This window comes from Pseudomonas sp. 5.2, assembly GCF_059025405.1.
This window is the reverse complement of sequence record NZ_JBYBHH010000009.1, coordinates 39,383-55,929: the sequence shown is the minus strand read 5'-3', so window position 1 is coordinate 55,929 and position 16,547 is coordinate 39,383. Positions and strand designations below refer to the sequence as shown.

16 protein-coding genes and 1 riboswitch are annotated in these 16,547 nt (G+C 62.1%); of the genes, 7 read left to right on the top strand and 9 right to left on the bottom strand.

Annotated elements, in window-relative coordinates:
* Positions 1–36: 36 nt before the first annotated feature.
* On the bottom strand, positions 37–528 hold the full coding sequence (locus AC5PZ0_RS15385; protein WP_099430630.1) for a hypothetical protein: 492 nt from the start codon (positions 526–528) through the stop codon (positions 37–39).
* Between the two features lie 209 nt (positions 529–737).
* On the opposite strand from AC5PZ0_RS15385, the gene AC5PZ0_RS15380 reads away from it, so the two are divergent.
* The 3 genes from AC5PZ0_RS15380 (at position 738) to AC5PZ0_RS15370 (ending at position 4,003) form a co-directional block, all read left to right on the top strand.
* Entirely contained in the window at positions 738–2,618 is a 1,881-nt protein-coding gene (locus AC5PZ0_RS15380) for a flavin monoamine oxidase family protein (RefSeq protein WP_099430629.1), read from the top strand.
* A 223-nt stretch (positions 2,619–2,841) separates the two neighbouring features.
* On the top strand, positions 2,842–3,393 hold the full coding sequence (locus AC5PZ0_RS15375) for a cytochrome b (RefSeq protein WP_099430628.1): 552 nt from the start codon (positions 2,842–2,844) through the stop codon (positions 3,391–3,393).
* A gap of 31 nt (positions 3,394–3,424) precedes the next feature.
* Positions 3,425–4,003 (top strand): YceI family protein, encoded by a 579-nt coding sequence (locus tag AC5PZ0_RS15370; protein ID WP_027592446.1) that lies wholly within the window; start codon positions 3,425–3,427, stop codon positions 4,001–4,003.
* A gap of 138 nt (positions 4,004–4,141) precedes the next feature.
* Here the strand turns inward: AC5PZ0_RS15370 and rhlE2 are convergent, their stop codons facing one another.
* The 5 genes from rhlE2 to ahcY all read right to left on the bottom strand — a co-directional run bounded on the left by rhlE2 (position 4,142) and on the right by ahcY (position 10,650).
* A complete protein-coding gene (rhlE2, locus tag AC5PZ0_RS15365; protein WP_493855290.1) occupies positions 4,142–6,028 on the bottom strand; it encodes an RNA helicase RhlE2 in 1,887 nt (628 codons plus the stop codon).
* A 218-nt stretch (positions 6,029–6,246) separates the two neighbouring features.
* Positions 6,247–7,035: a substrate-binding periplasmic protein gene (locus tag AC5PZ0_RS15360; RefSeq protein ID WP_265968827.1), complete on the bottom strand. Its 789-nt coding sequence runs from the start codon at positions 7,033–7,035 to the stop codon at positions 6,247–6,249.
* A gap of 52 nt (positions 7,036–7,087) precedes the next feature.
* Positions 7,088–8,164: a hypothetical protein gene (locus AC5PZ0_RS15355; RefSeq protein ID WP_493855289.1), complete on the bottom strand. Its 1,077-nt coding sequence runs from the start codon at positions 8,162–8,164 to the stop codon at positions 7,088–7,090.
* 93 nt (positions 8,165–8,257) lie between these two features.
* On the bottom strand, positions 8,258–9,103 hold the full coding sequence (metF, locus tag AC5PZ0_RS15350; protein ID WP_027592451.1) for a methylenetetrahydrofolate reductase [NAD(P)H]: 846 nt from the start codon (positions 9,101–9,103) through the stop codon (positions 8,258–8,260).
* A gap of 137 nt (positions 9,104–9,240) precedes the next feature.
* Positions 9,241–10,650 carry an adenosylhomocysteinase gene (ahcY, locus tag AC5PZ0_RS15345; RefSeq protein WP_099430626.1) on the bottom strand — a complete coding sequence of 470 codons (1,410 nt, stop codon included), beginning with the start codon at positions 10,648–10,650 and terminating at the stop codon, positions 9,241–9,243.
* Between the two features lie 20 nt (positions 10,651–10,670).
* Positions 10,671–10,767: riboswitch (S-adenosyl-L-homocysteine riboswitch) on the bottom strand.
* A gap of 179 nt (positions 10,768–10,946) precedes the next feature.
* Between ahcY and AC5PZ0_RS15340 the strand changes: the two genes are divergently transcribed.
* The gene (locus AC5PZ0_RS15340) at positions 10,947–11,348 is read left to right on the top strand and encodes an acyl-CoA thioesterase (RefSeq protein ID WP_027592453.1); all 402 of its coding nucleotides are present in this window, start codon (positions 10,947–10,949) and stop codon (positions 11,346–11,348) included.
* A gap of 33 nt (positions 11,349–11,381) precedes the next feature.
* On the opposite strand, the gene AC5PZ0_RS15335 is transcribed toward AC5PZ0_RS15340, so the two are convergent.
* Positions 11,382–12,617 carry a cation:proton antiporter gene (locus AC5PZ0_RS15335; RefSeq protein ID WP_027592454.1) on the bottom strand — a complete coding sequence of 412 codons (1,236 nt, stop codon included), beginning with the start codon at positions 12,615–12,617 and terminating at the stop codon, positions 11,382–11,384.
* Positions 12,618–12,881: 264 nt separating this feature from the next.
* Between AC5PZ0_RS15335 and AC5PZ0_RS15330 the strand changes: the two genes are divergently transcribed.
* Both AC5PZ0_RS15330 and AC5PZ0_RS15325 read left to right on the top strand, forming a co-directional pair.
* On the top strand, positions 12,882–13,715 hold the full coding sequence (locus AC5PZ0_RS15330; protein WP_027592455.1) for an EamA family transporter: 834 nt from the start codon (positions 12,882–12,884) through the stop codon (positions 13,713–13,715).
* Positions 13,716–13,743: 28 nt separating this feature from the next.
* Positions 13,744–14,130 carry an MAPEG family protein gene (locus tag AC5PZ0_RS15325; RefSeq protein WP_099455537.1) on the top strand — a complete coding sequence of 129 codons (387 nt, stop codon included), beginning with the start codon at positions 13,744–13,746 and terminating at the stop codon, positions 14,128–14,130.
* 113 nt (positions 14,131–14,243) lie between these two features.
* Here the strand turns inward: AC5PZ0_RS15325 and mltA are convergent, their stop codons facing one another.
* Positions 14,244–15,395, bottom strand: coding sequence for a murein transglycosylase A (gene mltA / locus AC5PZ0_RS15320; protein WP_099430624.1), 1,152 nt, complete (start codon positions 15,393–15,395; stop codon positions 14,244–14,246).
* Positions 15,396–15,513: 118 nt separating this feature from the next.
* On the opposite strand from mltA, the gene AC5PZ0_RS15315 reads away from it, so the two are divergent.
* Positions 15,514–15,960: a c-type cytochrome gene (locus AC5PZ0_RS15315; RefSeq protein ID WP_454242842.1), complete on the top strand. Its 447-nt coding sequence runs from the start codon at positions 15,514–15,516 to the stop codon at positions 15,958–15,960.
* Positions 15,961–16,082: 122 nt separating this feature from the next.
* Here AC5PZ0_RS15315 and AC5PZ0_RS15310 read toward each other — a convergent pair whose 3' ends face one another.
* Positions 16,083–16,475, bottom strand: coding sequence for a DUF1090 domain-containing protein (locus tag AC5PZ0_RS15310; RefSeq protein WP_027592459.1), 393 nt, complete (start codon positions 16,473–16,475; stop codon positions 16,083–16,085).
* Positions 16,476–16,547: the final 72 nt, after the last annotated feature.

Below are 16,547 nucleotides of genomic sequence, written 5' to 3'. Positions count from 1 at the left end.
CTAAGCAAAGCTGGAGGGCACCACAACCGCTGGCGGTCAATGTCGTCGAGTACCGGTCCATTCGAGCTTGCGAATGTGCACCGTGCCGGCCTGCGAGGTGGAGATGGTCAGGCGGCGGAAGGGGCCGTCGATGACCTGGTGATAGGGCAGCGTGGAGATCGGACCGGGCATCAGGTCGGTGAAGCCGCTGCCGTCGATGGTGAGCCAGTAGAAGTTGCGTGGGGCTGGCGCCACCAGGTCGTAGTCGTAGTTCTCGACATCGAACAGCATGTGCAGGTCGTCACAGAGATAGTCGCTGACCACGTAGTATTCCAGCCGTAAACACTCGACCTCCTGGGAGAAGGTGATCTCTACATCGCTGTGTTCGCCAATGACCAGCTCCGTGCCGTCTTCGCCTTTGAACGCTTCGTGAAAGCCCGTCCAGGACGTGCTGTTGGAGCGAATGCTCAGGCCAGATGCAGTGCACAGTGTCTGCTTGTGCCACAGAAACTGTCGTTCGACATGAATGAAACGCTCCTCGAAGATCATGCGCAGGCCCTCCTGGCGGGCTCTTGGCCATTCTCGTCAGCATCGCCTACCCACGTGTGACACGGCTACTGGCAAAAATGTCAGTTGCCAAAAGGACTTGATGTCGCCGTGCTGGCAGGGTTGGCAGAGCTGACGTATTCTTAACGCATCGCCTCGGGGCATTCCTGCCTCCCTATTTTTCTGTAACGTCTGACTCGGAGTTCGCCGACATGGCTGCTGCTTGGGTGCGCCTGTGCGCGTTGGTATTGATTGGTGTGTCCAGCGGTGCCGCGCTGGCAAAGGACAAAACACCTACGGCTATCGTGGTGGGTGGGGGCCTTGCGGGCCTCACTGCAGCCTATGAACTGCAGAGCAAGGGCTGGCAGGTGACGCTGCTGGAGGCCAAGTCGGGCATGGGCGGTCGCTCGGGCCTGGCCACCAGTGAGTGGATCGGCAACGCCAAGGCACAGCCGGTACTCAACCAGTACCTCGACCGTTTCAAACTTGAAACACTGCCGGCGCCAGAGTTCGTGCGTACGCCGGGCTACCTGATCGACGGTGAGTACTTCAGTGCGACGGACCTTGCCACCAAGCAGCCCGCCACTGCCGAGGCGCTCAAACGCTACGAGAAAACCCTCGACGACCTGGCCCGTTCGATCGACGACCCGCTGAACCCGCAGGCGACCAGCACGCTGTTCGCCCTCGATCAGATCAACGTGTCTTCCTGGCTCGACAAGCTGCAACTGCCGGCCACCGCGCGTCAGCTGGTCAACCAGCAGATCCGTAGCCGTTACGATGAGCCGTCGCGCCTGTCGCTGCTGTATTTCGCTCAGCAGAACCGCGTTTACCGTGGTGTCAGCGACCGCGATCTGCGTGCCGCGCGCCTGCCCGGTGGCAGCCCGGTGTTGGCCCAGGCGTTCGTCAAACAGCTGAAGACCATCAAGACCAGCTCGCCGGTCACTGCCATCGTGCAGGACAAGGACGGCGTCACCGTCAAGGTTGGTAGCGTGGGCTACCAGGCCGATTACCTGGTCATGGCCGTGCCGCTGCGCGCCCTGGCCAAGATCCAGATGACCCCGGGCCTGGACAGCCAGCACCTGGCCGCGCTCAAGGGCACCAACTATGGCTGGCGCGACCAGCTGATGCTCAAGTTCAACAAGCCGGTGTGGGAAAGCCGGGCCCGTATGTCCGGCGAAATCTTCAGTAACGCAGGCCTGGGCATGCTGTGGATCGAGCCGGCGCTGAAGGGCGGGGCCAACGTGGTGATCAACCTGTCCGGCGACAACGCCCGCCTGCTGCAGGCATTTGGCGACAAGCAGATGGTCGACCAGGTGCTTATCCGCCTGCATGCGTTTTATCCACAGGCCCGCGGTTCGTTCACCGGCTACGAAGTCAAACGCTACAGCACTGACGCTGGCACCGGTGGCGCCTACCTGGCCTACGGCCCAGGGCAGATCAGCAAGTACTGGCGCCTGTGGGAGCGCCCGGTGCAGCGCATCAGCTTCGCCGGTGAGCACACTGACGCCCTCTACCCAGGCACCTTGGAAGGCGCCCTGCGCAGCGGTCAACGCGCGGCGGGCCAGGTGCAGGACCTGCTGGCCGGCAAGTCGTTCGACCCGGCCAAGGCCGTACCGGTGGCGGCGGCAGCAGCAGGCGCCGCGGCGGCCAAAGACAAGGGCGGGTTCTTCTCCAACCTGTTCGGTGGTGCTTCCGACAAGGCTGAAAAGGGCGACAAGGTGGAAAAAGCCCCGGCCAAGGCCGAGCCGGTGAAAGAAGAGGCCAAGCAGGACAAGCCAGGTTTCTTCAAGCGCCTGTTTGGTGGGGCTGACAAGCCTGAGGTGAAAGCCCAGCCGATTGCCAAGGCCGACGAAGTGGCCCCGGCGCCACAGGCCGCTCCAGAGCCGGTTGCGCCGGCGCCTGTGGCCAAGGAAGCCGCGGCCAAACCTGCTGCTGCCAAGCCTGCCGCGCCTAAAACCGCCCCTGCCAAGCATGCCCCGGCGCACAAGCCGGCGGCAAAACAGGCGCACAAGCCTGTTGAAGCGAAAAAGGCTACGGTCAAATCAGAGCCCGCGAAGAAGCCAGTGGCCAATACCCAGGCCAAGGCGGGTTGATTGATCGACAGTGCCGGCCTCTTCCTCCTGTAGGAGCAGCCTTGTGCTGCGAAGGGGCCGGCACTGGCAACCCTGAACTCACCGACTATCGTTAATGTTTCCTTAATAGGAAGCTTTCACAATATCCATCGGATTTCTCGATAATCCGAAGCAATTTTTTCCGCTTTTATTCGATACGTTACGCGTTAGTCTGTGCACAGCTTTCACGGGGAAACACGCCAACATGCAACTGCGCAATTCACCTTCTCGCTACGGCGTGGTCAGCATCATCCTGCACTGGGGTGTTGCGCTGGCAGTCTTCGGCCTGTTTGGCCTGGGGCTGTGGATGGTCGGCCTGGATTACTACGACCCTTGGCGCAAGTCGGGCCCTGACCTGCACAAGAGCATCGGCCTGGTGCTGCTGGCAGTGATGCTGCTGCGCGTACTCTGGCGTTTCATCAGCCCGCCACCGCCGGCACCGGCCAACCACGGGGCACTCACCCGCGTGGCCGCCAAGCTGGGCCATCTGGCACTGTATGTGGGGCTGTTCGCGGTGATGATCGCCGGTTATTTGATCTCCACTGCCGACGGCGTCGGTATTCCGGTATTCGGCTTGTTCGAAGTACCGGCTCTGGTCAGCGACCTGCCCGATCAGGCGGACCTGGCTGGGGTGATCCACCTCTGGCTAGCCTGGGGCCTGGTGATTTTTGCCGTGCTGCATGGCCTGGCAGCACTGAAACACCACTTCATAGACCGTGACGCGACCCTGATCCGCATGCTGGGCCGCAAAGCTTGACTCTCAACCTCAATTGCAAGGAATAGAAAGGATGTTGAAAAAGACTTTTGCCGCTCTGGCGCTCGGTACTGCACTGTTCTCCGCTGGCCAAGCCATGGCCGCTGACTACAAGATCGACAAGGAAGGCCAGCACGCGTTCGTCGACTGGAAGATCAGCCACCTGGGCTACAGCTTCATTCACGGTACCTTCAAGGACTTCGACGGCAACTTCAGCTGGGACAGCGCCAAGCCTGAAGCGAGCAAGATCAACGTCGACCTGAAGACTGCCAGCCTGTGGTCGAACCACGCCGAGCGTGACAAGCACATCGCCAGCAAAGACTTCCTGGACGTGAAGAAGTACCCGGACGCCAAGTTCGTGTCGACCGCCGTCAAATCGACCGGTGAGAAGACTGCCGACGTGACCGGTGACCTGACCCTGCACGGCGTGACCAAGCCGGTCACCTTCAAGGCCACCTTCAACGGTGAAGGCAAAGACCCATGGGGCGGCGAACGTGCTGGCTTCAATGCCACCACCACGCTGAACCTGAACGACTTCGGCATCAAAGGCCCAGGCGCAACTTCGCAGACTCTGGACCTGGATATCAGCCTTGAAGGCGTGAAGCAGAAGTAATTGCGTTAAAGCTGAAACCGCTGGGGCCGCTACGCAGCCCTTTCGCGACACAAGGCCGCTGCTACAGAGAAACGCATTCTTCTGTAGGAGCGGCCTTGTGTTGCGAAAGGGCCGCGCAGCGGCCCCAGTTTTTTACAATCAGCGATTGCGCGTCAGCAGCGCAGGTCGCTCGCCGCGTGGGCGGCTTGGCAGATCGTCCAGTTGCTCAGGCGTTGGGTAACGATCGAGCTTGGATTCCTTGCGGATGATCACTGGCTGGTTCTGCGGCTCACGCGAGCTGCGGACTGCAGGTTCCTGGCGCGCAGCATCATCGCGCGCCGGGCGACCGCGACCACCGCCGTTGTTGTCACGGCGTGCACCGCCGCCCGCATTGTTGCGCGGTGGGCGTTTCTCGCCGCTGGCGCTGCGTGGCTGGCCACCCGTGCGAGGTTGGCCGCCGTTGTTGTTGCGTGGAGCCGGCGCACCTTGGCCTTGGTTTTGACCTGCGCCAGTGCCACCGCCAGGACGGCGGTTACGCCCCTGGTTCTTGCCCTGGTACGGGCTGACGTAGTCAGCGCGGTTGCCAAAGTTGTCGACTTCGTCATCCAGGAACTCGTCCGGGGCACGGTCGGCCGGTGCTTTCGGTGTGCTGTTCTGGCTGGCTTGCTGCTGGCGTGGCTTGTTGTCACGCGGTTTGCGCTGTTGCGGCTTGTCGCCCGCCTTTTCCTTCTCGGCAGGCTTCTCGGCAGCGTGCTGCCGGGTCTTGCCCTTGTCCTTGCCTTTGTCCTTGCGGCCGCCGTTGGCGTCTTTGCCGCCTTCGCCGCGTGGCTGGTTGCGACCGCCACGGCCGGTGTTTTGCGGGCGTTCGCGCACTTCTGGCTTCTCGGCCTCGACCTGGCTTGCGTCGAAGCCCATCAGGTCGCCGTCAGCAATCTTCTGCTTGGTGACCCGCTCGATGCTCTTGAGCAGCTTCTCTTCATCAGGCGCGACCAAGGAAATGGCCTCACCCGAACGGCCGGCACGGCCCGTACGGCCGATACGGTGGACGTAGTCCTCCTCGACATTGGGCAGCTCGAAGTTGACCACGTGGGGCAACTGGTCGATGTCCAGGCCGCGGGCGGCGATGTCGGTGGCAACCAGTACCCGTACCGCGTTGGCCTTGAAGTCGGCCAGGGCTTTGGTGCGGGCGTTCTGGCTCTTGTTGCCGTGGATCGCGGCGGCGGTCAGGCCGTGCTTTTCCAGGTACTCGGCCAGGCGGTTGGCGCCATGCTTGGTACGGGTGAAGACCAGCACCTGTTCCCAGGCACCCTGGGTGATCAGGTGTGCCAGCAGCGCACGCTTGTGGCTGGCGGGCAGGCGGTAGATGCGCTGCTCGATGCGCTCGACCGTGGTGTTCGGTGGGGTGACCTCGATGCGCTCCGGGTTATGCAGGAGCTTGTCGGCCAGGTCGGTGATGTCCTTGGAGAAGGTGGCCGAGAACAGCAGGTTCTGGCGTTTGGCCGGCAGGCGGGCAAGGACCTTCTTCACGTCATGGATGAAGCCCATGTCGAGCATGCGGTCGGCTTCGTCGAGGACCAGGATTTCGACGTGGGCCAGGTCGACCTTGCCTTGGCCAGCCAGGTCGAGCAGGCGGCCAGGGCACGCGACCAGTACATCGACACCTTTGGCGATGGCCTGGATTTGTGGGTTCATGCCGACACCGCCGAAGATACAGGCGCTGACCAGCGGCAGATCACGGGCATAGACCTTGAAGCTGTCATGCACCTGGGCGGCCAGCTCGCGGGTCGGAGTCAGGACCAGTACGCGAGGCTGGCGTGGGCCATGGCGCTGCGACTTGTCAGGGTGGCCACCCGGGAACAGGCGCTCGAGGATCGGCAAGGCGAAACCGCCGGTTTTACCAGTACCTGTCTGGGCGGCGACCATCAGATCACGGCCTTGCAACACGGCGGGAACAGCCCGCTGTTGCACCGGAGTCGGCTGGGTATAGCCCGCAGCCTCGATAGCGCGGACAAGAGCCTCGGAGAGACCGAGGGAAGCAAAGGACATGGGCAATCCTGTTCTCGTGTGGGCTGGGCCCGTTGGGATGTTCTGCCTGGCGCGACGGGCATCGGTGAGATGCGATCGCGTCCGGTCCAGCTTGGCTTTCACTGCACATCCAGGAAGCGGAGGGCTGACGCGATGGTGCGTCGTTGCCGATCGGGATGCCTGTTGCTAGGCCGAGCGTCCGGGCGTAAGCCTGGCGGGAAGGCCCGAGTATAACAGAGCTATCGCGACGTGCTGCTTTCCTGCTGCTCAACGGCGTTGAGAATGTTTCCGATGTCGCCTATGTAGCGGTGGCTGATAGCGGCGTAGGCGGGTTCCTGCTTGAAGCGTTGCAACTCTTCGGAGAACGCCTGGGCCAGTGCCTCGCGCCCGGGTTTGCGGGTCAGCCCCAGGTATTGCGTCTGTCGGCTGACCACCCATGGCAGCTCTTCGATGCGTTGTTCAAGGCCCAGCTGGCGCATCAGGTAGCGCCCAACCCTGCGGTCGGTAATCAGCAAATCGATACGGCCCAGCAACAGTTTGCCGAAGTTGGCTTCATGGGTAGGGGCTGCTTCGCGGCGAAAACGCGGCGAATCGTTGAATGCGGCGCCGTAGGTGTAGCCGGGCGATGTGCCGACGGACAGGCCCGCAAGATCGTCCAGGCCGGTGACGGCATGACGGCGGCTGCGGGCCTGGAACAGCACGAACTCGACATCCGACATGGGCTCCGTTGGGTAGACCAGGTAGGGCCTGCGCGTGTCGAACTGGAAGACATCCACAATACCGTCGGCCAGCCCTTGCTCGATCATTGCCAGGCAGCGCTTCCAGGGCAGGAACTGCCATTCCACCTCTACCCCCAGGCGCTTGAATACCTGGGTGGTCACTTCGTAGTCGATGCCCCGAGGTTGGCCATCTTGCTGGTACACATACGGTGCCCAGTCGTCGGACACCAGGCGCAGGCGTTCGGCCAGAGCCAACGGGCTCAGGCAGGCGAGCAGCAGGATCCAGAACAATCGGGTGGTGGCGAACATGGCCCGCAGATTACGCGCTCGGCCTGCTCAAGGCCAGTGAAGCGGCGGCTGTTCAGGCCTGCGCCGACTTGAGCAGGTGCGCTTCGATAGCCTTGCGCTGTGCCCCGAGTGACAGGCGCAGGCCCGGGTGACGCAGGCACTGGCGCAGCTGTTCGGGCTGGATGCGGCCGTTGCGCGCATTGAAGTTCTCCAGGGCTTTGTCCCACCAGGCCGATGCACAGGCCCGGTCGAACTCGTTGGGGTAGGGGTAGCTGCCATACAGCAATTCGCGGGCAAATTGCCGCTCGTGGCTGGGCAGGGTCAGGCTCAACGCCTTGTAGCCCAGCCGATGCAGGGTCGGCGGCCGCGGCAGTTGATCATTGACCCGCGCGACATCGGCCAGTGCAGCTTCGCTCAACGGAGTGTCGCCGTGTTTGCGCAGCCAGGCCTGGATCTTGGCGCGGAACTGGGCCTTGCGGCTCCAGTAGTGGTGGATGACGTCGGTGCACTCGGCCAGCTGCAGTTTGCGGTAGGCCGCCACGGCCAGGCAGAACTCTTCGAGGGTGTAGGCCTCGCGGGCCAGTGGGTAGAACTGGTCCATCATGGCGATGGAGTGGTCCAGTGCCTGCGCGTCTGCGGCGGTGAGCCCGATCACGCCCGAGTTGATCAAGGGCATCTGGCAATCGGCCAGGCCCTGGGCCTGGAGGACGGACAGCAGGTTCTTGTACAGCAGGCATTTCTGGTTGGCGCCGTAGCGCCCGCCGATGGCGTTGCACAGCAGGTGGCCAGGCGCGACCCGCTGGAACAGCCGCATCGGTGACTGACGGAAGAAGGTGTCGGTATCGATCAGCACCGCCATCGCATGCTGCGTCAGCACCTGGCGCAGCAGCACATGCTTGCTGCGAAAGTGATAACCATGCGGGGCATTCCACGCCGCGCGCGTGGCGTCGTCGAGCAGGTGCAGCGTGACTGGCAGCTTGGCATAGGGCGCCGGGTTGTCGGTGTAGACCTGAATATCCAGCGCCTCGCCTGCCGATACGTCCAGGTGGGCAAGGGCACTGACGATGCTGAAGCAGGCTTCCTGATGGTAGGTGGCCGGGCCGAAAGCCAGGTAGACGAGCTGAGGGCGCGATGGCTGAGGATGCTGCATGTCAGGCAAGACCTGTTTAACCCGAAAATAAATAAGGCCTTAGTCTATGACCAAAGCCTTAATCATTTCTTAATCAGATATTGCCAAAAAGTTTCAGCGAGGCAGCTTCAGGTTGTTCCAGATCGCCAGGCTCGCTTCGGCCTGGTTCAGCGTATAGAAGTGCAGGCCCGGTGCGCCGCCTTGCAGCAGTTGTTCACACATGCGGGTGATCACTTCTTCGCCGAAGGCCTGGATGCTGGCGGTGTCGTCGCCATAGGCTTCCAGCTGCTTGCGGATCCAGCGCGGGATCTCGGCGCCGCAGGCGTCGGAGAACCGGGCCAGCTTGCTGTAGTTGGTGATTGGCATGATGCCGGGCACCACCGGGATATCGACGCCCAGTTTCTGCGCACGCTCGACAAAATAGAAATAGCTGTCGGCGTTGAAGAAGTACTGGGTGATGGCGCTGTCGGCACCGGCCTTGACCTTGTGCACGAAGTTGGCCAGGTCGATCTCGAAGTTGCGGGCCTGGGGGTGCATCTCGGGGTAGGCCGCCACTTCCAGGTGGAAGTGATCACCGGTTTCCTGGCGGATGAATTCGACCAGGTCGCTGGCGTAGCGCAGCTCGCCGCTGGCCATGCCCATGCCGGAAGGCAGGTCGCCGCGCAGGGCGACGATGCGCTTGATGCCAGCAGCCTTGTACTCGGCAAGCAGGGCGCGCAGCTCTTCTTTGGTGTCGCCGACGCACGACAGGTGCGGTGCGGCAGGCACTTTCACTTCGCTCTCCAGCTGCAGCACGGTGTTCAGTGTGCGGTCGCGGGTAGAGCCGCCCGCACCGTAGGTGCAGGAGAAGAAATCGGGGTTGTAGGTGGCCAGCTGGCGGGCAACGCCCATCAGCTTTTCGTGACCGGCATCGGTCTTGGTCGGGAAGAATTCGAAACTGTAGCGGCGTTCTTGTGACATCTCTGTTTCCTCAGCTGCAGGCCATGAGCCGCACGCTGCAAGTAAAAGCCAGGGCGGTGGGGGCCGGCCTGGCTTGGGCATCGATCAAGATTAAACGACTACAAGCGCCCGCCGGCATGCCGCCGGGCGCTTGCCGCTTAGTAGCGGTACGCGTGTGGCTTGAACGGGCCTTCGACAGTCACGCCGATGTAGTCGGCTTGCTGCTGGGTCAGCTGGGTGACCACGCCGCCGAAGCCGCGGACCATTTCCAGGGCCACTTCTTCGTCGAGCTTCTTGGGCAGCACTTCTACGGTCAGGCGTTCGGCTTTCTTCTCGGCCGACAGGTCGGCGTACTTCTGCTCGAACAGGAAGATCTGTGCCAGCACCTGGTTGGCGAACGAACCGTCCATGATGCGGCTTGGGTGACCGGTGGCGTTGCCCAGGTTCACCAGACGGCCTTCAGCCAGCAGGATCAGGTAGTCGTCGTTTTGCGGGTCGAAGCTGCCAGCGCCGGTGCGGTGGATCTTGTGCACCTGCGGCTTGACCTCTTCCCAGGCCCAGTTCTTGCGCATGAAGGCGGTGTCGATCTCGTTGTCGAAGTGGCCGATGTTGCAGACCACGGCACGCTTCTTCAGGGCCTTGAGCATGTTGGCGTCGCAGACGTTGACGTTACCGGTGGTGGTGACGATCAGGTCGATCTTGCCCAGCAGCGCTTTGTCGATGCTGGCCTCGGTGCCGTTGTTGATGCCGTCGATGAACGGCGAAACCAGCTCGAAGCCGTCCATGCAGGCTTGCATGGCGCAGATCGGGTCAACTTCGGTGACCTTGACGATCATGCCTTCCTGACGCAGGGACTGGGCCGAGCCCTTGCCCACGTCACCGTAGCCGATCACCAGGGCTTGCTTGCCCGACAGCAGGTGGTCGGTGCCACGCTTGATGGCGTCGTTCAGGCTGTGACGGCAGCCGTACTTGTTGTCGTTCTTGCTCTTGGTGACCGAGTCGTTGACGTTGATCGCCGGGACTTTCAGCTCGCCCTTGGCCAGCATGTCCAGCAGGCGGTGCACGCCGGTGGTGGTCTCTTCGGTGACACCGTGGACGCGGTCCAGAACGGCTGGGTACTTCTTGTGCAGCAGCTCGGTCAGGTCGCCGCCGTCGTCGAGGATCATGTTGGCGTCCCATGGCTGGCCATCCTTGAGGATGGTCTGCTCCAGGCACCACTCGTACTCTTCCTCGGTTTCGCCTTTCCAGGCGAACACCGGGATACCGGCGGCAGCGATGGAGGCAGCGGCCTGGTCCTGGGTGGAGAAGATGTTGCAGGACGACCAGCGCACTTCGGCACCCAGGGCAACCAGGGTTTCGATCAGCACGGCAGTCTGAATGGTCATGTGGATGCAGCCCAGAATCTTCGCACCCTTGAGCGGTTGCTCGGTGAGGTACTTGCGACGCAGGCCCATCAGTGCAGGCATTTCCGATTCGGCGATGATGGTTTCGCGACGGCCCCAGGCAGCCAGGGAGATGTCAGCGACTTTGAAATCGGTAAAACCAGCAGGCGTGTTTACAGCGCTCATGAGAGCCTCCATTCGTAGTGTGCGAATGGGCGCCGTTGTGCGTTGAGCGTCCGCAGGAGCGGACAACGCCCCATCCGAGCCTGACAGGCCTAGCCTGCTGCAGCGCCCCTCGGACAGGTGGCGGGCATGGCCGCCGCTGCGGGTGGCCAAGTGAAGCGGCAGGATTATAGCCGCGACAGGGACCTTCGCCCAAGGTTTTCTGTCGATTAATCGAGACGATAGTCGATGTTCAATGGAGCGGCGACGGCCGCTCTGCCATCATGAATGCACGTTAGCCAAGCAGGTTAGGAGTACCGATGAACTTTCACACCCGCAAATGGGTAAAACCCGAAGACCTCAACCCCAATGGCACCCTGTTCGGTGGCAGCCTGTTGCGCTGGATCGACGAAGAAGCGGCGATTTACGCCATCGTCCAGCTGGGCAACCAGCGTGTGGTGACCAAGTACATGTCGGAGATCAACTTCGTCAGTGCCTCACGCCAGGGCGACATCATCGAACTGGGCATCACCGCCACTGAATTCGGCCGCACCTCGATCACCCTCAAGTGCGAAGTGCGCAACAAGATCACCCGCAAGAGCATCCTGACCGTCGACAAGATGGTGTTCGTCAACCTCGGCGAAGATGGCATGCCCGCGGCTCACGGGCGCACCGAGATCAAATACGTCCAGGACCAGTTCCCGGACAGCGCCGTGGAGTAGATTGCTGGGGGCCGCAAAGCGGCCCCCTTGTTTTCAGGGCTGGGCGCTAACCTTGCGCACCACCCGCCCGATGCTCAGCCCCTGCACCAGGATCGACGACAACACCACGATGTAGGTGATCGACAGCAGCAGGTCACGTTCCTCACCCAGCGGCAGCGACAGTGCCAGCGCTACCGACACGCCGCCGCGCAGGCCGCCCCAGGTCAGTACCCGCACGGTGCCTTTCGGCACACTCCGCCAGCGGCGCAGCAGCAAGATTGCCGGGGCCACGGTAAGCAGCCGCGACAGCAGAACCGCCAGTGCCAGCACACCGCCGGCCGCCAGGTGCATCCAGTTGAAAGGCAGCAGCAGAAGCTCAAGGCCGATCAGCGCGAACAGCAGGGCGTTGAGCATGTCATCGATCAACTCCCAGAAACCGTCCATGTAGCGACGGGTCATGTCGTTCATCGCCAGGTTGCGCCCCATGTTGCCGATGATCAGGCCGGCGACCACCATGGCGATCGGTGCAGAAACGTGCAGTTCGTAGCACATTGCCGAGCCACCGATGACCAGCGCCAAGGTCAGCATGACCTCGACCTGGTACTGCTCCACGCTCTTGATCATGCGGTAGGTGGCGTAGCCGATCACGCCGCCGAACACCACACCGCCAATGGCCTCGCGGGCGAACAGCACCGCCGTGTCATAGGCACTGGGGGTTTCGCCGAGCTGGATGATGCCCAGCAGCACGGTGAACACCACGACCGCGGTGCCGTCGTTGAACAGCGATTCGCCGACGATGGTGGTTTTCAGCGGCTTGGAGGCATTGGCGGTCCGCAATGCGCCGAGCACGGCAATCGGGTCGGTGGGCGAGATCAGTGCGCCGAACAGCAGGCAGTAGATCAGCGGAACCTGCCAGCCGAACATCGCGAACACCCAGTGCGACAGGTAGCCGATCACCACGGTGGCGATCAGCACGCCGATGGTCGCCAGCAGGCCGATCGGCCAGCGATAGCTGCGCAGGTCTGAGAGGTTGACGTGCAAGGCGCCGGCGAACAGCAGGAATGCCAGCATCCAGTGCATCAGCAAATCGTTGAAGTCGATCTGGTTCATCAGGCCTTCGACGCGCTCTTCGAGGCCAGGGAAGCCAATCAGGCTAAGCCCTTGCAGCATCAACGAGAACAGCAGTGCCGTGACCATCACGCCAATGGCGGGTGGCAGGCCGATGAAGCGGTAGTTGACGTAGGTGAGAAGGGTGGTAAGGCAGATAAACGCGGCAACTAATTCAAGCATCCCAAATCCTGTAACAGTGGCTTCCAAGTCGTACCCGAATGACCCGGGCAGTTCTTTGATGACCTGGCGAGGGCTTCGGGGCACACCTTTGACCGGAATTGTTGGAATCGTTCATGTGTAGGGCTTGAGTTGTGTGATGGTTTTGAGATCGAGCGCCGCCCGCGCGGCGCTCGATCTCGTAAACGCTGAAAATCTTCCGACATACGCACACCAGACTGAAGACGATATATTCATGCCTCAATAACGTCACAAGGACCTGAAGGCGTGTTGGCAACTTCCCTGGTACTGGTCGCCGCCCTCCTGCATGCGACCTGGAACACCCTGATCAAATTCAGCGGCGAGCGCTTGTTGGTGATTGCCAGCATGGACACGGTCGCGCTGGCTTTTGCCGTGCTGGCCGTGGCCTTTGTCGAGGTGCCTCCTGCTGAAATCTGGCCCTGGTTGGTCGCCTCGGCGCTGGCCGAACAGTTGTACCGCTATCTGCTGATCCAGGCCTATCGGGTTGGCGACCTGGGGCTGGTCTATCCTCTGATGCGCGGGCTGTCGCCGCTGGTGGTGCTGGGCTTGACCCTGGCCTTTGCCGGGGAATCGCTGAGCCAGCAGCAGATCATCGGCATCCTGCTCATTCCGTGTGGCATGGCGTGCCTGCTGTGGCAGGGGGGCGGTGGTGATCGGCTGCCTTGGTCGATGTTGCCCGTGGTGGCGCTGATTGGCCTGTGCATCGGTTGCTACACCTGGTTCGACGGCCAGGCGGTGCGGCTGTGGGGCAAGCCTTGGGACTACCTGGTATGGCTGACCTTGCTCAGTGCCTGGCCCTTCCCGCTGCTGGCCAGTGTGGCGCGCCGGGCACCGTTTGTGCTGTTTTGGCGAACCCAATGGCGGCTGGGGTTGGCCGTAGGGCTTTGCGTGCTGTTCAGTTATGCCCTGGTGCTGTGGGCCATGCACCTGGGGTCGGTGGCCGAGGCGGCGGCGCTGCGGGAATTGAGCGTGATCCTGGTGGTGCTGTTGGGTATGCGCTACCTCAAAGAACCTTTTGGCGGGCCAAGACTCCTAGCTTGCGGGCTGGTGCTGGCAGGCATGCTGGTAATGAAGCTCTAACCTTTCGATTGAACAAGGAGTGCTGTCCATGACCGTTGCCCTGTGGTGCATCCTGATTGCCCTGGTATTGCCGCCGCTTTGTGCATTGATCGCCAAAGTGAGCAGTGGCCGCTTCGGCCTCAAGGACAATCACGATCCGCGTGCCTTCCTGGACACGCTATCGGGCCTGCCACGCCGAGCTCATGCGGCGCAGCAGAATAGCTACGAAGCGTTTCCCGCGTTTGCGGCGGCCGTGCTGGTGGCAGATATCGTCGGCAATGCCGAGCAAGTGACGCAGGACGTGCTGGGCGTGATGTACATCACCAGCCGGTTGCTCTACATCATCTGCTACCTGGCGGACTGGGCGGCATTGCGGTCAGTGGTTTGGTTTGCCGGGTTGGCGTTGATCGTGGCGTTTTTCGTGGTTTCCGTCTGAAACCGAGTTGCCCTCTTCGCGGGTAAACCCGCTCCCACAAGGTTTAGCGCAGCCTGGAAGGTTTTCACAAGCCCTGTGGGAGCGGGTTTACCCGCGAAGAAATCAGCGCAGAATCAAAGGACTTTCGGTACTTCAGGCAGCGGTTTGCCTTTAGGCCACAGCATCCAGATCTGCCCTTGCTGCTTCATGTTCCCGGCCAGCTCACCTGCTTCTGGCCCAGTCCCCCAGAACAGGTCTGCACGTACCTCACCGGCAATCGCACCCCCGGTATCCTGAGCCCCTACCGGCCGCACCACCGGGGTACCATCCGGGCGCGTAGTGGATAACCAGAGCAGGCTGCCCAACGGAATCACCTTGCGGTCGATCGCCACGCTGTAGCCGGCCGTCAGTGGTACGTTGAGCGAGCCGCGCGGGCCTTCGTTACTGTCGGGGCGGGTGCTGAAAAACACGTAGCTGGGGTTGCTGGCCAGTAGCTCTGGTACCCGCTGCGGGTTGGCCTGGGCCCAGGCATGAATGCTGCCCATGCTCACGTCTTCCTTCTTCAACTGGCCCTGTTCCACCAGCCAACGCCCGATCGGCCGGTAGGGGTGGCCATTTTGGTCGGCGTAGCCCAGGCGCAGCTGGCGGCCATCTTCCAGTTGTACCCGGCCCGAACCCTGTATCTGCAGGAACTGCAAGTCCATCGGGTCGGTCAGCCAGGCCAGCACCGGGGCTTTTACGCCCTCACGGTTGATGACTTCGGCCGTGTCGTAAGGCTTGAGCACCCGGCCATCGAGTCGCCCGCGCAGGCGCTTGCCCTTGAGCTCTGGGTACACGCTGGCGAGGTCGACCACGATCATGTCGTCGGGCACGCCGTACACCGCTACGTGGTTGGTTTCGGTCGGTTTCAGGCTGCCGGGGTAGACCGGCTCGTAATAGCCGGTGATCAGGCCGTTGGCGTTGTTCTCGGCCGAGCGCAGGCCATAGACCTGCAGGTTTTGCTGCAGGAAGGCGCGTATTTGCAGGGCATCGTCCGGCACGCTGGCTGCGGCCTCGCAGGTGGTGGCCCAGACGGCGTCGCGCTTGAGTTTTTCACAGCCATTGCGCCACGCGTGGAAGCCGGCAACCAGGTCGGTGTCGCTGACGCTGGGCAAGTCCTGCCAGGTGGCGTTGGCATAGGTGGCAATGGCATGGGGCTCAGGTTTGGCGTTCTCGCCGCCGTTGCAGCCGGCCAGCAGGGCCAGCGCCGGGAGTGTCCAGGCCAGGTGGCGCAGGGCAGATTTCATAGGGAGATTCCTGTCAGGGCGAACATGAAGATTCGCCCCTGTGTTTTATGTGGCTATTGGTCTTTGGCCCTTGGCCAGCGATACTGGCCGCCCATTTTCGTAGGCCGTAGTGACCGTGATGTTCAAGCGATTGACCGTTGTTCTGCTCGCAGCCCTTGCCCTGAGTGCCTGTGACCGTGTGGACCCGAACTCGCCGCTGGGCAAGCGCAAGGTCATCTTCAAGGACATGCTCAAGACCAGCGAGGACCTGGGTGGCATGCTGCGCGGCCGTTTGCCGTTCGACGGGGTGAAGTTCTCCGAAGGGGCCGTGAAACTCGACAGCTTGTCGCACCAGCCGTGGCAGCACTTCCCCCAAGCGCGCGATGGCGGTGACAGCAGCGCGCGAGCGGAGGTGTGGGAGCGTCAGGCGCGGTTCCATGACCTTGCCCGGCAACTGGAGGGCGTGACCGGTGAATTGGTCGATGCGACCCGGGGCCAGCCGCTGGACGTTGCACAGCTCAAGGGGCCGATGGACAAGGTCGAGGCAGCGTGCAAGGCCTGCCATACCGAATTCCGCAATCATTGATCGCCTGTGAGGGCCTTATCCCCGGCAAGCCGGCTCCCACAGGAAACACACAGCCCTTGAGAGCAGTGGAGTACCTGTGGGAGCCGGCTTGCCGGCGATAAGGCGCTCACGGACGCTGCACCTCAGCGGTCGAGTTCGTCGACCGCTTCCTGCAGTTCTTTGCGCGACTCGGCGAGTTTGTCTTTACGCTTGTTTATCTTTTCAGCATCGCCTTTCTTTTCGGCTTTCTTCAGGTCTTTTTCGCGTTGCGCGACTTCATGGCGCGCATCGAGCACCTTTTGTTCACGCTCTTTGCGCAGGCTGGTTTCTGTACAGTTTTTTGCACCTTCCAGTGCCTGCTCGAGCCCCGCAACCTGGTCACTGTTGCCGTGTTCGCGGGCAATCTTCAGTTGGTTCTCGATGGCGCTGCGTTTGGCCGCGCAGCCAGTCAGGCCGGCATCCGGCTCGGCAGCCTGCACGGCGCCAGCAGCCAGGCCCAGTGTTGCGAGCAAGAAAAGAGTCGAAATACGTTTCATGAAAAGCCTCCTGAACGGGGCGGGGCAGAAAAGTTGGGGGAAATCCTGCCTTGGTTTTTCCTATTTAGAAAC

Excerpts from the sequence above, each read along its gene's own strand:
- AC5PZ0_RS15385 (WP_099430630.1), bottom strand. The coding sequence starts at position 528 with ATGATCTTCGAGGAGCGTTTCATTCATGTCGAACGACAGTTTCTGTGG.
- AC5PZ0_RS15340 (WP_027592453.1), top strand. The coding sequence starts at position 10,947 with ATGAACTTTCACACCCGCAAATGGGTAAAACCCGAAGACCTCAACCCC.
- AC5PZ0_RS15315 (WP_454242842.1), top strand. The coding sequence starts at position 15,514 with ATGTTCAAGCGATTGACCGTTGTTCTGCTCGCAGCCCTTGCCCTGAGT.
- AC5PZ0_RS15310 (WP_027592459.1), bottom strand. The coding sequence starts at position 16,475 with ATGAAACGTATTTCGACTCTTTTCTTGCTCGCAACACTGGGCCTGGCT.
- AC5PZ0_RS15325 (WP_099455537.1), top strand. The coding sequence starts at position 13,744 with ATGACCGTTGCCCTGTGGTGCATCCTGATTGCCCTGGTATTGCCGCCG.
- AC5PZ0_RS15355 (WP_493855289.1), bottom strand. The coding sequence starts at position 8,164 with ATGCAGCATCCTCAGCCATCGCGCCCTCAGCTCGTCTACCTGGCTTTC.
- AC5PZ0_RS15380 (WP_099430629.1), top strand. The coding sequence starts at position 738 with ATGGCTGCTGCTTGGGTGCGCCTGTGCGCGTTGGTATTGATTGGTGTG.
- mltA (WP_099430624.1), bottom strand. The coding sequence starts at position 15,395 with ATGAAATCTGCCCTGCGCCACCTGGCCTGGACACTCCCGGCGCTGGCC.
- rhlE2 (WP_493855290.1), bottom strand. The coding sequence starts at position 6,028 with ATGTCCTTTGCTTCCCTCGGTCTCTCCGAGGCTCTTGTCCGCGCTATC.
- AC5PZ0_RS15335 (WP_027592454.1), bottom strand. The coding sequence starts at position 12,617 with ATGCTTGAATTAGTTGCCGCGTTTATCTGCCTTACCACCCTTCTCACC.
- ahcY (WP_099430626.1), bottom strand. The coding sequence starts at position 10,650 with ATGAGCGCTGTAAACACGCCTGCTGGTTTTACCGATTTCAAAGTCGCT.
- AC5PZ0_RS15360 (WP_265968827.1), bottom strand. The coding sequence starts at position 7,035 with ATGTTCGCCACCACCCGATTGTTCTGGATCCTGCTGCTCGCCTGCCTG.
- metF (WP_027592451.1), bottom strand. The coding sequence starts at position 9,103 with ATGTCACAAGAACGCCGCTACAGTTTCGAATTCTTCCCGACCAAGACC.
- AC5PZ0_RS15375 (WP_099430628.1), top strand. The coding sequence starts at position 2,842 with ATGCAACTGCGCAATTCACCTTCTCGCTACGGCGTGGTCAGCATCATC.
- AC5PZ0_RS15370 (WP_027592446.1), top strand. The coding sequence starts at position 3,425 with ATGTTGAAAAAGACTTTTGCCGCTCTGGCGCTCGGTACTGCACTGTTC.